The sequence below is a fragment of the Accumulibacter sp. genome (genome assembly GCF_029255285.1).
In the GTDB taxonomy this organism is placed as follows: Bacteria; Pseudomonadota; Gammaproteobacteria; order Burkholderiales; family Rhodocyclaceae; genus Accumulibacter.
This window is the reverse complement of the sequence record NZ_JAPUVI010000108.1, coordinates 15564-28962: the sequence shown is the minus strand read 5'-3', so window position 1 is coordinate 28962 and position 13399 is coordinate 15564. Positions and strand designations below refer to the sequence as shown.

10 protein-coding genes are annotated in these 13399 nt (G+C 63.8%); 5 read left to right on the top strand and 5 right to left on the bottom strand.

All coding sequences use genetic code 11. The features are described from left to right. The first annotated feature begins 62 nt into the window (after positions 1-62). Genes Q1M07_RS17130 through Q1M07_RS17120 form a run of 3 tightly spaced genes read left to right on the top strand, consistent with a single transcriptional unit; the run spans position 63 to position 4320 of the window. Positions 63-725: an ABC transporter ATP-binding protein gene (locus Q1M07_RS17130; RefSeq protein ID WP_300455851.1), complete on the top strand. Its 663-nt coding sequence runs from the start codon at positions 63-65 to the stop codon at positions 723-725. After that, positions 722-3226 carry an FtsX-like permease family protein gene (locus Q1M07_RS17125; protein WP_300455848.1) on the top strand — a complete coding sequence of 835 codons (2505 nt, stop codon included), beginning with the start codon at positions 722-724 and terminating at the stop codon, positions 3224-3226. Before Q1M07_RS17130 ends, Q1M07_RS17125 begins: the two co-directional genes overlap by 4 nt. A 17-nt stretch (positions 3227-3243) precedes the next feature. Continuing rightward, the gene (locus tag Q1M07_RS17120; protein ID WP_300455845.1) at positions 3244-4320 is read left to right on the top strand and encodes a lipocalin-like domain-containing protein; all 1077 of its coding nucleotides are present in this window, start codon (positions 3244-3246) and stop codon (positions 4318-4320) included. A 116-nt stretch (positions 4321-4436) separates the two neighbouring features. Here the strand turns inward: Q1M07_RS17120 and Q1M07_RS17115 are convergent, their stop codons facing one another. The 5 genes from Q1M07_RS17115 to Q1M07_RS17095 all read right to left on the bottom strand — a co-directional run bounded on the left by Q1M07_RS17115 (position 4437) and on the right by Q1M07_RS17095 (position 11156). Continuing rightward, positions 4437-6641: a SulP family inorganic anion transporter gene (locus Q1M07_RS17115; RefSeq protein ID WP_300455842.1), complete on the bottom strand. Its 2205-nt coding sequence runs from the start codon at positions 6639-6641 to the stop codon at positions 4437-4439. 205 nt (positions 6642-6846) lie between these two features. Then, positions 6847-8376, bottom strand: a complete 1530-nt coding sequence (locus tag Q1M07_RS17110; protein WP_300455839.1) for a mechanosensitive ion channel family protein — start codon at positions 8374-8376, stop codon at positions 6847-6849. A 202-nt stretch (positions 8377-8578) separates the two neighbouring features. Further along, entirely contained in the window at positions 8579-9640 is a 1062-nt protein-coding gene (gene moaA / locus Q1M07_RS17105) for a GTP 3',8-cyclase MoaA (protein ID WP_300455835.1), read from the bottom strand. Between the two features lie 157 nt (positions 9641-9797). Further along, the gene (gene htpX, locus Q1M07_RS17100; RefSeq protein WP_300455832.1) at positions 9798-10673 is read right to left on the bottom strand and encodes a protease HtpX; all 876 of its coding nucleotides are present in this window, start codon (positions 10671-10673) and stop codon (positions 9798-9800) included. A gap of 90 nt (positions 10674-10763) precedes the next feature. Further along, complete coding sequence (locus tag Q1M07_RS17095; RefSeq protein ID WP_300455829.1) at positions 10764-11156, bottom strand: HPF/RaiA family ribosome-associated protein; 393 nt, start codon at positions 11154-11156, stop codon at positions 10764-10766. Positions 11157-11275: 119 nt separating this feature from the next. Here Q1M07_RS17095 and nhaR point away from each other — a divergent pair, with 119 nt between their 5' ends. Next, a complete protein-coding gene (gene nhaR, locus Q1M07_RS17090; protein ID WP_300455826.1) occupies positions 11276-12280 on the top strand; it encodes a transcriptional activator NhaR in 1005 nt (334 codons plus the stop codon). Between the two features lie 227 nt (positions 12281-12507). Next, complete coding sequence (locus tag Q1M07_RS17085) at positions 12508-13398, top strand: Tim44-like domain-containing protein (protein WP_300455823.1); 891 nt, start codon at positions 12508-12510, stop codon at positions 13396-13398. The last annotated feature ends 1 nt before the right edge of the window (position 13399 follow it).

Sequence of the window (13399 nt, the reverse complement as noted above, 5' to 3'; positions counted from 1 at the left end):
CCGACTGGACCGCCCGGCGGTTTGACCGGCAGCCACTGCCGCTCGCTGCCGGAGTTTGTCCGGTGCTCACCGTGTCGGGCCTTGGCAAGCAGTACCCCGGCGCCAGTCGACCACTATTCAGCCATCTCGACCTTGGCGTATCGGCCGGCGAAATCGTTGCTCTGCTTGGTGAGTCGGGAACAGGCAAGAGCACCCTGTTGAACTGCATCGCCGGCCTCGAGACGGCGGACAGCGGCTCAGTGGGCATTGGTCCGCAGGGACTCGACATTGTACGGCTCGGCGAAACGGCACGTGCCGCGCTGCGGGCGCGCTGCATCGGTTTCGTCTTTCAGGCTTTTCACGTACTGCCGACGCTAACCGTGGCGCAAAACGTCGCCCTGCCGTTGCTGCTGAGCCAGGTAGCGGCTGACGAGCACGTGGGGCGAACGCAGGCACTGCTCGAGCGTGTCGGTCTGGCCGGCTTCGGCGGGCGCTGGCCGGCTTCACTATCCGGTGGTGAACTGCAGCGCGTCGCCATCGCCCGCGCACTGGTGCACCATCCGGCACTGATTTTGGCCGATGAACCGACCGGCAACCTCGACCCGCGCACCGCCGACGGAATACTTTCTCTGTTCCTCGAAAGGGTTCGCGAGCAGGCAGCCGGCGCCTTGATCGTCACCCATTCACAGCAGGTCGCGCAGTGCTGCGACCGCATCCTGACCTTGACGCCGGACGGCCTCGTGTGACAACTCTTGCCTGGTGGCTGATTCGGGCACAGTTCAGGACACGCGCCGCGGCGACGTGCCTGTCGATGCTGGCGATCGCGCTCGGTGTGGCACTCGGCTACTCGATCCATTTGATCAACGAGGCCGCGCTGGCCGATTTCGGCCGGGCGATGAAGGTCGTGCAGGGCGATCCGGACGCCGTCATCGCCGCGCGCGACAGTAGCGGCGGCGTGCCGCTGGCGACGATCAATGCCATCGCACGCGATCCGGCGGTACTGGCAATCGCGCCGGTAATCGAAACGCGGGTAAGAATCGGCAACACCGGCACACCGCTGCGCCTGATCGGACTCGACGTGTTCAGCGCGGCGGCGGTGCTACCCAGACTGCTGCCGCGGAACGAAGGCATGACAGGCGGCGACATCTTCGGCGGCCGGATTTTCGCCTCACCGGCGCTGCTCGACAGGCTCGGCCAGCGTCCTGGCGCCAGCGTAACCTTGTGGCGCGGCGATCAACGTTGGCAAACGACGATTGCCGGCGATTTGCCCGCCACGGGACCCGATGACTTGCTTCTGGTAGCCGACATTGCCTGGGTGCAGGAGCATTTCGGGCCACCCGACGCGGTCAGCGAGGGGCGTATCCGCTTGGCCCCGGACACCGATCGGGCAAACTGGCGGCGAGATCTCGCCGCGCGCTTGCCGGCCGACCTCCTGCTACGTGCGGCGGAAGACGATCAGGCACGGGTTTCCAACCTGTCGCGCGCCTATCGCGTGAACCTCAATGTGCTGGCTCTGGTCGCCTTGCTAACCGGCGCTTTTCTGGTGTTCGCCACGCAACTGACGGCGGTGGCGCAGCGCTCGACACAGTTTGCCCTGCTCGGCGTCCTCGGCCTATCGCCGCGCATGCGCTTGCTGCAGGTTCTGCTCGAAGGACTGGCGATCGGCGTCCCCGGTGCGCTGGGTGGACTGGCGCTTGGCTACGCGCTGGCGCTGGCACTAACGCAACGGCTGGGCGCTGACCTCGGTGGTGGCTACTTCTCCGGCAGCGCCCCGCCCATCGTCCCGGAAGTTGCGCCGACGCTGGGTTTCCTGACGCTCGGCTGCGCTGCCAGCCTGGCCGGCGCGCTCTACCCAGCCTACCTCAACCGCGTTCAGCCATTGGCGCAAGCGCTGAAAGTCGGTTTTTTGCAGCACCATCGTGCCGGCGTGCCATCACACCGGCGCTGGCGCTTGCCGCTGCTGGCACTGAGCGCATTCCTGATGACCCGACTACCGCCAGCTTTCGATCTCCCGCTGGCCGGCTACGGGTCGATCGCGCTGCTCCTGGTGCTTGGCGTCCGCAGTGCGCCGCTACTCACGCAATGGCTTTTCGGGTGGCTCGCCGCACGGCGGCTTCCTGCCGCGCAGCAGATCGCGGTGCAGAACGTCGCGCAGGCTCCGCTGATGGCGCAAGTCGCGGCTAGCGGGCTGATCGTCAGTTTTGCGCTGACCGCCAGCATGGTGATCATGGTTTCGAGCTTCCGCCTTGCCGTCAACCACTGGCTCGATCACGTCCTGCCGGCGCCACTCTACCTGCGCAGTAAGGCAACCCCCTTGCCGCAGGACTTGCTCGCCGGGTTGGAGCGTGCGGACGCACCGTTCGCCCGGGTCGAACGAATGGCGCAGGCCGCGCTGACCATCGACGCCCGTCGGCCGAACGTGGCGTTGCTGATCCGCGAGCTCGAGCGCAACAACCCGGCAGCGCGACTGCCGTTCACCGGACCGCTCCTCACACCGCCGGAGGACATGGCGGTGGTCTGGGTCAGCGAACCAATGCACGAGATCTACGGCATCGAGCCCGGCCAGAGGCTGCGCCTGCCCTTGATCGGACGCGTCGTCGATGTCTTCGTCGGCGGCATTTGGCGTGACTACTCACGACAGTTTGGCGCCGTGACAATCAGTCGCGACGACTATCTCCGACTCGGCGGCGACTTCCAGCCCAGCGATCTGGCCCTCTGGCCACGGCCAGGCCAGGAATCGGCGGCCAGCGACTGGCTGGCAGGGTGGACCACGGGTTATGGACTCGAACTGACTGACGGCATCGAGATTCGCCACTTGAGTCTGTCGATTTTCGACAAGAGCTTTGCCGTAACCTACGCGCTCGAAGCCGCCGCGACGCTGATCGGCTTGTTCGCCCTGGCGGTAACACTGGCGGCCAGCGTCCGACTGCGTGCACGCGAACTGGCGACGCTCGGCGCGCTGGGTTTCGACCGTCGCATGCTGCGCCGCGCGGTCATCTTCGAAGGCGCATTGATCGCCGCCGTCGGACTGCTGATCGGCGTCGCCTGCGGCATCGCGATCGGCGCCGTTCTGACCCACGTGGTCAACCCGCAGGCCTTCCACTGGCGCATGTCGCTCGCCGTCCCCTGGCTGACCGTCCTTGGCGCCGCCGGGCTGACCTTGCTGGCGGCTGTCGTCGCCAGCGCTTACGCGGCGCACCAGGCCACCCGACTGCCGACCGCGCAGATCCTGGCCGACGTCCAGTAGACTGCGGACCAACGCCGATGCGCCGCCGCACTTTCCTGACTACACCATTACTGTGGCCGACGCTGGCCCTGGCGGCGCCGGCCGACACTTCAGTCGCCTATCCGCCGGTCACTCCCGGACGCCGGCTGGTTTTCCCGCGCGACCATGGGGCGCATCCGGATTTCCGTACCGAATGGTGGTATGTCACGGGCGCGCTCGACACGCCAGAGCGCGATATGGGCTTTCAGTTGACCTTTTTCCGCAGCCGGCCGGGAACGGCCGAGCAGCTATCCTCGCCCATCGCCGCCCGCCAGATCCTGTTCGCCCACGCCGCGCTGACGCTTCCCGGCGATCGGCTGCGACACACGGAGCGTGTCGCTCGCGTCGGGCTCGGAGCCGCATTCTCGATCGACGACTGCGACGTGAGCATCGGCGCCTGGCGTATCAGCCGTCAAGGCAGCGGCGATCGCCAGACGTTCCGTTTGCAGATGCAGAGTCCGCAATTCTCGTACGACTTCACTCTGACACCGTCGCAACCCTTGCTATTGCAGGGCGACAACGGCTACTCGCGGAAAGGCCAGCGGCCGCAATTCGCCAGCTACTACGTCAGTTGGCCGCAATTGACCGTCGACGGGTTCCTGCTGTTCGATGGCCGACGCCAGGCAGCACGGGGGCGAGCGTGGTTCGATCACGAATGGTCTACGGCCGTCCTCAGCGACGGCGCCGTCGGCTGGGACTGGGTCGGCATCAATCTCGCCGACGGCGGCGCGCTGATGGCTTTCCGCCTGCGCGACGCGCAGGCCGGGACGCTCTTCGCGCATGTCGCCTGGCGCAACGCCGCGGGTCGCCTGCGCCAATTCGAAACTGCCGAGATCAGCTTCCAAGTGTTGCGCCATTGGTCGTCAACGCGTAGCGGCGCGAACTACCCGGTGCAGCTCGAAATCCGTTTCGGCGAGCACACAGTACGCACACTCCCGGTCCTCGACGACCAGGAGTTGTCGACCAGCCGGCCAGTGCCGGTGGTCTATTGGGAAGGACTGGTCAGGGTCGAGGGAAGCTTCGCGGGCCGCGGTTACCTGGAAATGACAGGCTACGCCGATCGCTTGTCGATCTAGGAGTAGCCAAACAAGCACCACAGCCGCCGGATGCGACGCGGCCTCGCTAATCGATGCGCGTCACCGTTTGCCGCCTGGCCGGCCCTCGCGGGGAACGATTGCCGGCCGCTTGGCGGTCAGTCCTGCATGGCGAGCAATTCCTTGTCGGCATAGCTCAAGCGCATCGCCAGGACGCGAGCCACCGCCTCGATCAGGTGGAAGGCCAGCCGCCTGTGCTGCTCGCGCAGCATTTCGAAGTCTTCGCGCCGCAAGATGTAAAGTTCGCTGTCCTCGATCGCAATCGCATCGCTGCTGAAATGCGCTGCCCGGGAAACGAAGGACATGCCGCCGAAAAAGTCCCCACGTCCGTAGGTCAGGCGGTGACGGCTGATCTCCTTGCCGGGAACGGGTACGGAGATACGGACGGCGCCCTTGCGAATCAGGAACAGCTGATCGGCTGGGTCGCCCATCGAAAACACCTTGTCGTCCTTCGCCACCGAACGCCGCTGGAGGCATTCGACGAGCGCGATCAGCGCTTCCTCCTTGGCGTCTTTGAAGACATCCAGCTCGTAGATCTCGAGCGGCGGAAGCTCCGCCGCCTGCCGCAGATTCTCACCCAGGATCTGATCTTCAACCCATTCGACCGCGTCGTCGAGCGCCGGAAAGACCTTGACCCGATCGCTTGTCGTGGTCAACTCCATCTGCTCGAAAAGATCCGCGATGTTCCGTCCGTTAGGCAGGGTACGAGTCAAGTCGCTGAAAACCAGGAAAGCCCCTCGTTCGACCAGCGAATCCCTGATTTGGGTCAACAAGTGCACCGCCGTGACATCGACCGACTGGACCCGGCGCATGTCGAGCAAAATGTAGTCGCGTTTGCCAAGCTCCGGTTCGAGGGTGGTGTAGAGCTGGTCCTTGGTGCCGAAGAAAAGGCTGCCCTGCAACTCGACGATGATCGTTCGCTCACCTCGCCTCTCGAGCAGTTCCATCTCCTGCCCGAGGCGAACTCGCTTCGAGAATCGATTGCTGCCATCAACCTTACTGCGAATGATCGTGCTGCCAAGCTGCTCACGAATGAACAGCAGCATGGCCAGAGCGATGCCCACAGCTGAGGCGGCGATCAGGCTGTAGGCAAGCGCCACGGCAACCACGACGACGATCACGACGAAGTCCAGCATCGTCCACGGCGATTGCAGCAGATGCAGGCTGTGGTTGTCGATCATCCGGATGCCGACGACGATCAGGATACCGGCCAGGGCAGCGACCGGTATCCAGGCGATGAAGGCGCCCAAGGCGAGAAACGCAATCAAGGACAACACCCCTTCGACGACTCCGGAAACGCGGGTCTGACCACCGCTCGCCAGATTGACCAGCGTCGCCCCCATCTGCCCGGCGCCGGGCATGCCGCCAGCGCAGGCCGAGGCAACGTTGCCGAGCCCCTGGGCGACCAGCTCACGGTTGGAATCATGTCGACTGCGCGTCAGGGCGTCGAGCACGACGGCCGTTTTGAGCGTGTCGATAGACAACAGCACGGCCAGGGTAAGTGCCGTGCCCATCAGGCTGCCAATCTGGCTCAGCTTGAGTTCGCCGATGTCCCGCCAGCGGCCGGTGATTGCCTCGAACATGCTCGACGCCGAACCACCGAGCGGCCCGATGATCAGCTTGTTGCCTTCGAGAACGAGCATCGACGGATCGACAAAGTTGGCCAGCCCGAAATAGGTCAGCACTCCCGCCAGCAAGCCAAGGATGGCTGCCGGAATGGCGCGTGTGACGAGCGGCGCACCGAGCATGACGGCAGCCGTCACGACGCCGATCAGGGCGCTCTCCCATTGCCACGTTTCAGGCGAAATCAGCGTCCGCCACAGCGACTGACCGCCGAAGACTCCCAGCAGCTTCGGAATCTGGCTGCCGATGATGATCAGGCCAACACCGGTAAGGTAGCCGCTCACCACCGGAAAAGGGATGTACTTGATCAGGCTGCCAATCCCCATGAAGCCAAGAAGCAACTGAATCAAGCCGGCGACCAGACCAAGCGCGGTGAGCATCAGCACGATGAACACCGGATCGACGTCGTGCTGCACGAGTTCGATGGCAAAAGCCGACAGTACCGCCGCGGCGGGCGCGCAAGGCGCGGTGATGAGTCGGTTGGTACCGCCGAAACTGGGCGCCACCAGCCCCAGTGCCGTCGCCCCGAGAATCCCCGCCAGCGCGCCAAGACCGGCGTAGGCGGGACCTATGGAAGCATAGATGGTGACGCCGAAAGCAATTGCCGAAGGTAGCGCGACCAGCATCGCCGCAAGCCCTCCCCAGAAATCACCGACCAGCTTGTCGTTCTTGAATCGCATCGATAGTTCCACGGCTCGGGCCCTCCATACTGGTTGCTGCGGTCAAAAAGAACTTCCTTGTTTGTCTAACCCTCCCTCTGGTTCTCAGCAAACGACGATTTCCGAGTACGGTACTCGGAAATCGTTCATGTTAACACGAGCTTTCTTTTCCCGTCACCCTACGGACAGCCGACGAACCGACTTGCACGATGAACGCCGTTTTCTTTCAAAGGCCCAGGAACTCGCGGATTTTGTCCAGCATCCCGCTTTTCGGCGGCGCCGGAGGACTGGCCGAGGCATCGATGAACTGGCGGGTGAAACTGTGCATTTCGACCTCCCGACGCCAGAGAATGTGGGCAATCGCCTCGGCGATTTCCGGTCGCGAACGGACGACCTCCTCGACCGTCGCCTGGTCGAGCCGGTAGCACACCACGTCGGTCTTGGCGATGACCGTGTCGCGACGTGGCTCGCCGGTCATCACGCCGCGCTCGCCGAAGGTACTGCCGGCGTGGATCATGCGGAAGTGCTGACGCGGGTGGCCCGGAAAGTCAATCAACACTTCTGCTTCGCCGGATGCCAGCAGATAGAGCCAATGCGCCGTCTCGCCCTGCTCGAAGATGATCGCTCCCCGGGCGAACGGCGCGTATACCATGCGCTCGCTGATCGTTCGCAGTTCGTCTTCCCGCAAGCCAGCAAACAACTCCAGTTTGCGCAGGTCGACAATACGCTTCTCGATCTCGCGCTGCCGAAGCGACTCCCGATAGGCCTCGTTCTCCTTGGTGACGTGCACCGACTGCTCGGGCACCGCCAACTGCATCCCCGCCCTTTGCAGCGCAGCGAAAACATGTACGCGGACCGCCGAGTCGGTCGGGTCGTCGGGTTGTGGATCGATCATCCAGTAGCGCAGGGCGTAGCGCGCGTACCCCGGCCCGAACTCCATCAGCACACAAGACGGGGCAGGTTCGCGCGCGACGTTCGGTATTTCCGCCGTGCTGATCACCTTCTCGACCTTCTGGATGACCAGCGTCGGTGACGAGTCATAAGTGACGTTGAACCAGATCCAGCGCCGCCACGGCCACTCGGGCTTGCTGTCACGACCGAAGAGCGTAAAGCGCCCGCGCATCAACTGGCTGTTGGGAACGATCACGAGCTCTCCGTTACGTGTCCGGATCGTCGTCTGCCGCCAGCGGATCTGGATCACCCGGCCGGTGAGGTCGTCGAGCTTGACCCAGTCGCCAGTCTGCAGCGAATTGTCGAGTTGCAGGGCAACGCCGCCGAGAACGTTGCCGAGCGTGTCCTGCATCGCGAACGCAAGGACGGCGGTGATGAGCGCCGACGTGGTCAGCAGGCTGGACGGATCGAGGCCGATGAGGTGCAGTCGCGCAATGATAAATGCGACATAAATGCCGAGCAGCACGATGTCCTCGGCGATGCGCGCGACGTCAATGCCGACGCGTGGCAGCGCAATCCGGAAGACGACATGGCCGATCAGGCGGAATAACGCGAAACCCGAACAGATGACGAAAGTTTCATGGATGATCACCGCCAGACGGGAGTAATCGAAGGCCTCGAAGAGCGCACCGGCGAACTGGCCCGCCAGGCAGACGGCGAAGAAAACGGCCGTCCGGCCGACCCGGCGGCGCTCGCTGGGCAGTAGCTGCCACGAGATCAAGGCGAATGCCACGAACACCGCGATGACGTACTTGGTCTCCGGCAACCAGAAATAGGCGACCGTCTTGCTGATCAGTCCGTCCATCGCGTCTCCCGTGTCGATTCAGGCCAGGCCCGCAAAGCGGCCATGGTCGAAATGGCCGACGGCGGAGCAAACACCAAGTCGGCAAGAGCCGTCGCAAGCCGTCCTGGTCGAGCCCGCAGCCGTTTGCCCGGGAGCGCAGGCGACCGCGCCGAACGAACGACCGTGTGGGCGCGCGACGCGCGAGGGCTGATTCGTTTGGCGATCAACCGCCCGTCATCGACATGAAGCGCAGCACCTGCGGTGCGTCCATCTGGTGGCGAAAGTCATGGCGACGAGCCTTGAAGGCCATGGCCCGAACGATTGCCGCACGCAGCGGCGCGTCGTCTGTCGGGTGAGCACGCAGTAGCGGCAACAAGTGACTGACATGCGCGTCACCCAGGCACGGGTACAACTCGCCGCGAGCCGTGATGCGCACCCGGTTGCAGGTATCGCAGAAGTTATGACTGTGTGGCGAGATGAAGCCAACCCGCGTCGAGCTGCCCGGAATCCGCCAATAGCGGGCCGGTCCTCCGCTCGTCTCGAGCGACGGCAACAGCACGAAACGAGTCCGCAGTCGGTCGAGCGCCTCGTCGCTGCCGAAGTAGCTCGACCGTCGCGACTGCCCGATGTCGCCGAGCGGCATCTCCTCGATGAAGGCGATGTCGACCGCCCGGTCCATGGCAAACTGGACGAGATCGATCAACTCGTCGTCGTTGCCGCCACGCATCATCACGGTGTTGAGTTTCAGCCGCTCGAAACCGGCCGCCTGTGCGGCATCGAGTCCACGCAATACCCTGGAAAGGTCGCCAACGCGAGTGATCTTCCGAAAGCGGTCGGCACGCAGCGTATCGAGGCTGATGTTTAATCGCCTGACCCCAGCGCGACGCAGAAGAGGCGCAAAGCGTTCGAGCTGCGAACCATTGGTGGTGACGACCAGTTCCTGCAACCCCGGCAGGCCGGCGATCCGTTCGAGTAGCCAGATCACGTTTTGGCGGACGAGTGGCTCACCGCCGGTCACTCGCACCTTGGTCACGCCGAAGTCGACGAAAGCCGACGTCAGGCGGAGACATTCCTCAAGTGTCAAGACCTGGGCGCGCGGCAGGAAGCGCATCTCCTCGACCATGCAGTAGTTACAGCGCAGGTCGCAGCGATCAGTGATCGACAGACGGAGGTAGCTGACGTGTCGTCCATAGCTGTCGACCAGTGTCTCTCCGCCAGAACGGCCGAACGAATCTGGCGGCGTCAGCTCGTCAACGGTTGTCGGCGTCAAGGACTCATGGCTCATAGGAGAAACACCAAGGCTGGCCGGGGGCGAAACGTAAATGAGGAGCGCTGCGCGCCGGATTATAACGGACTTTGCCCAGCCACAATCGCGCTCGCTCGCCGCCCACGGGAAGCCGCCGACCTGGCCAGACACAAGCCGGCCAGGTCGGCGTGCGCCGCTACCGCTGCTGCAAAGCCTCGATCCGCTCGGTGATCGGCGGGTGGCTCGAAAACAGCGCCATCCAGCCCGGGCGCCCGTTGATGCCCGCCGTGGCGACGTTCTGCGGCAAGTCGCCGGCTTCCATGCCGCCGAGGCGGCGCAACGCCGCCATCATCGGTCGCGGCGTCCCCATCAGCTTTGCCGCGCCGGCGTCGGCGCGAAACTCGCGCGCCCGCGAGAAGTACATGACAATGATGCTGGCGAGAATGCCGAAAACGATGTCACAGATCACTACGGTAACGGTGTAGCCAATGCCCGGCCCCGACTGCTCTTCACCACCCTTGCGCAACGCCGAGTCGACGAACCAGCCGACGACGCGCGCCAGGAAAATGACGAAGGTGTTCACCACACCCTGTATCAGCGTCAGTGTCACCATGTCGCCGTTGGCGATATGCGCCACCTCGTGCGCGATCACCGCCTCCGCCTCCTCGCGCGTCATGGTCTGCAGAAGTCCGGTAGACACGGCCACCAAAGAACTTTTCCGGCTCGCGCCCGTGGCGAAAGCGTTCGGCTCGCCATCGTAGATCGCGACTTCGGGCATTGGCAAACCAGCTTTGTCGGCGAAGCGACGAACAGTGTCGACCAGCCAGAACTCGGTCGAATTGGCTGGCGTTTCGATGACCTGGGCGCCAGTACTCCACTTGGCGATGGTCTTGGACATCCAAAGCGAGATGAAGGATCCGCCGAAGCCCATGATCAGCGCAAAAAACAACAGCTTGCCAAGATCGAGGCCGCTACTGGCAAAAAACCTGTTGGCGCCGGTAAGCGTGCTGACGATTCCGAGCACGAGCACGATGGCGAGGTTGGTGCCGATGAGCAGCATGATACGTTTCATAGTTCTATCCTCGTGAAAAAATCCCGACTCGGTCGTCCGACATTTTCGATCGAATTCGGCGACCGATGCGGGCCGAAAAAAACGTAGAGCTCAGTTTACCGGAAGATCACGCGTCGCTTCTCCAGCAAGTTGCGCATCGCCCCTGGCAGGTGGTGCCGGAAGCGGGCTCAACTGGCGGTGTTCGCGCTGGCGCGCGACACGTCGCGCCAGCGTTCGTCCGGCCCGGTCGACGGCGCGATCGATCGCCACATAGAGGTCGGCTTCGGTATCGTCGATCGCCACATCGGGAGCCCCGGGGATCACCACACGGATACGACAGCGCTTGTCCTCGCCACCACGTGGCCCGTTGATGTCCGAGAGACTGACGGATATCCGCCCGACGTGATACTGCGCCCAGTCGAGGGCGAAACGCAAACGCCTCTCGACATGCTCGCGCAATCCGATGCTGAGCTCGAAACCTCTGGCCTGAATGACGATCTGCATACTGGTTCTCCTCGCGAGTCTGAGTTTGATGGAAGACGCAGTCTAGGACACGAAAAAACATCCGACAAATCGAATAAAATACCTGTACAGTTCCAATTTCTCGAATATGCTCCCAGTTCATGGCAGCCCTCAACTACAAGCATCTGCGCTACTTCTGGATGGTCGCCAAGTCCGGCTCGATCGCCCGCGCCTGCGACCAGCTTCACCTCACCCCACAAGCCATCAGCGGCCAGTTGCGTGAACTCGAAGACACGCTCGGCGTCGAGTTGTTCCGCCGTGTGGGCCGCGGCTTGGAACTCACCGATGCCGGCCGGCGTATCCTCAGTTACGCTGAAGAAATATTCTCGCTCGGTGACGAACTGCTCGAAGTCGCGCGCGACCAGACGACCAGGAAGAGTCTTCCGTTCACCGTCGGCATTGCCGATTCGGTTCCCAAATCGGTCGCTCATCGCCTGGTCGAACCGGCACTGTACCTGCCCGAAGCGGTCCGCCTGATCTGCCGCGAGGGCCGCCTCACGGGCCTGCTCGGCGACCTGGCTGTGCATCGCCTTGACATGGTGATCGCCGACCGGCCGATGCCCCCTAACCTGAACGTACGCGGTTACAGCCATCTGCTCGGCGAAAGCGATCTGACGGTATTCGGCGCACCGGCGCTGGCAGCGACGCTGAGCGGCGGCTTCCCGGCACTGCTCCAGGGCGCCCCCTTCCTGTTGCCCGGAGACGATGTGGCAATCCGCTCGCGACTCGAACATTATTTCGAGGCTCGACGCGTGCACCCCCGCATTGTCGGCGAATTCGATGACAGCGCCTTGCTTAAATCCTTCGGGCAGGCTGGCGCCGGGCTGTTCGTTGCGCCGACGGCGATCGCCGCACACGTCATCGATCAGTACCGCGTGCGCGCCGTCGGCCGCATCGATTCACTCAGCGAGCAGATCTTTGCGATCACCACCGAGCGTCGCCTGAGTCACCCGGCCATCGTGGCCATCATCCAGGTGGCACGCAAGGAAGTCTTCGCGGACGCGACACGCGCCACAAGCGGTGCCGGCGACAACGGACCGGCGTCGCCCTCCTCCCGCGCGTCGCGCTCGCGCGCAGCATCCCGGTCAGCCGCCGGGACGACCTGAAGCGGACGACTTCGGCAGCGTACGACGGCGGACTCGCCAAGCGCTTCGCGCAGACCACCGACTTCTTCGCCGCCTGCTCGAAGCAAACGGCAAACAGCGCACGCCCGCCAACGAGCCGCCAAACTGTTCGTTTTTCTGGAAGTGTAGCTTAAAATTATTCTGCTTTCTTATAGCAATCGAGGAGTCTATGCTCTGCCCCTCAATTCTTTCACTCAAAGGAGACAGGCATGAAAACCTTATCGTGGCTGGTAGCCGTCCTGGCTTTCGGCCTGACAATGACGATCGGCGACGCGGAGGCCGCCAGCAAGCGCTTAGGCGCAGGCAAGTCCTCGGGAATGCAGCGCGAAGCGGTCAGCGCGGACAAGACTCCGGCGGCGACAAGCATGGCGCCAAGCGCCGCCAAAGCGCCTTCCGCCGCGGCAGCGCAACCCCAGCGTTCTTGGATGGGTCCGCTGGCCGGACTCGCCGCTGGCCTCGGGCTGGCCGCGCTGGCGTCGTACCTGGGATTCGGTGAGGAACTCGCATCGATGCTGATGATCGGCCTCTTGATAATGGTCGCAATGGTCGTCATCGGCCTCATCATGCGCCGGCGTGCGGCCGCTCGACAACCGGCCCTCGCCGGCGCCAACGGCTTGCAATATGCGCCTCTCGACGCCGGAGCGACGGGTTTGCCACGCAACGCGACCGAACTGTCGGTGCCTGCCGCGACCGGCGCCAGTGAGCCGGCCGGCGCCCCGCGCCACATTCCGGCCGACTTCGATGTCGCCGGCTTCGTGCGCAACGCCAAAGTCAGTTTCATCCGGCTGCAAGCGGCCAACGACGCCGGCAACCTCGACGACATCCGCGAATTCACGACGCCCGAGATGTTCGCCGAGATCAGAATGACGATTGCCGAACGCGGCGACGCAACGCAGGAAACCGATGTCGTCAGCATCGACGCCGAAGTCCTCGATGTCGCCGAAGAGGGAGACCGTTACATCGTCAGCGTGCGCTTCAGCGGCCTGATACGCGAGGACAAGACCGCGCCCGCGGAGCCGGTCGACGAGATCTGGCACCTCGTCAAACCGCGCAGCGGAACGGGCGGCTGGGTTCTCGCCGGCATTCAGCAGAACGCGTGAT

What these genes read in the sequence shown, in the direction of transcription:
- Q1M07_RS17120 (WP_300455845.1), top strand. Translation starts at nt 3,244, where the DNA reads ATGCGCCGCCGCACTTTCCTGACTACACCATTACTGTGGCCGACGCTG.
- Q1M07_RS17115 (WP_300455842.1), bottom strand. Translation starts at nt 6,641, where the DNA reads ATGCGATTCAAGAACGACAAGCTGGTCGGTGATTTCTGGGGAGGGCTT.
- Q1M07_RS17110 (WP_300455839.1), bottom strand. Translation starts at nt 8,376, where the DNA reads ATGGACGGACTGATCAGCAAGACGGTCGCCTATTTCTGGTTGCCGGAG.
- moaA (WP_300455835.1), bottom strand. Translation starts at nt 9,640, where the DNA reads ATGAGCCATGAGTCCTTGACGCCGACAACCGTTGACGAGCTGACGCCG.
- htpX (WP_300455832.1), bottom strand. Translation starts at nt 10,673, where the DNA reads ATGAAACGTATCATGCTGCTCATCGGCACCAACCTCGCCATCGTGCTC.
- Q1M07_RS17095 (WP_300455829.1), bottom strand. Translation starts at nt 11,156, where the DNA reads ATGCAGATCGTCATTCAGGCCAGAGGTTTCGAGCTCAGCATCGGATTG.
- nhaR (WP_300455826.1), top strand. Translation starts at nt 11,276, where the DNA reads ATGGCAGCCCTCAACTACAAGCATCTGCGCTACTTCTGGATGGTCGCC.
- Q1M07_RS17085 (WP_300455823.1), top strand. Translation starts at nt 12,508, where the DNA reads ATGAAAACCTTATCGTGGCTGGTAGCCGTCCTGGCTTTCGGCCTGACA.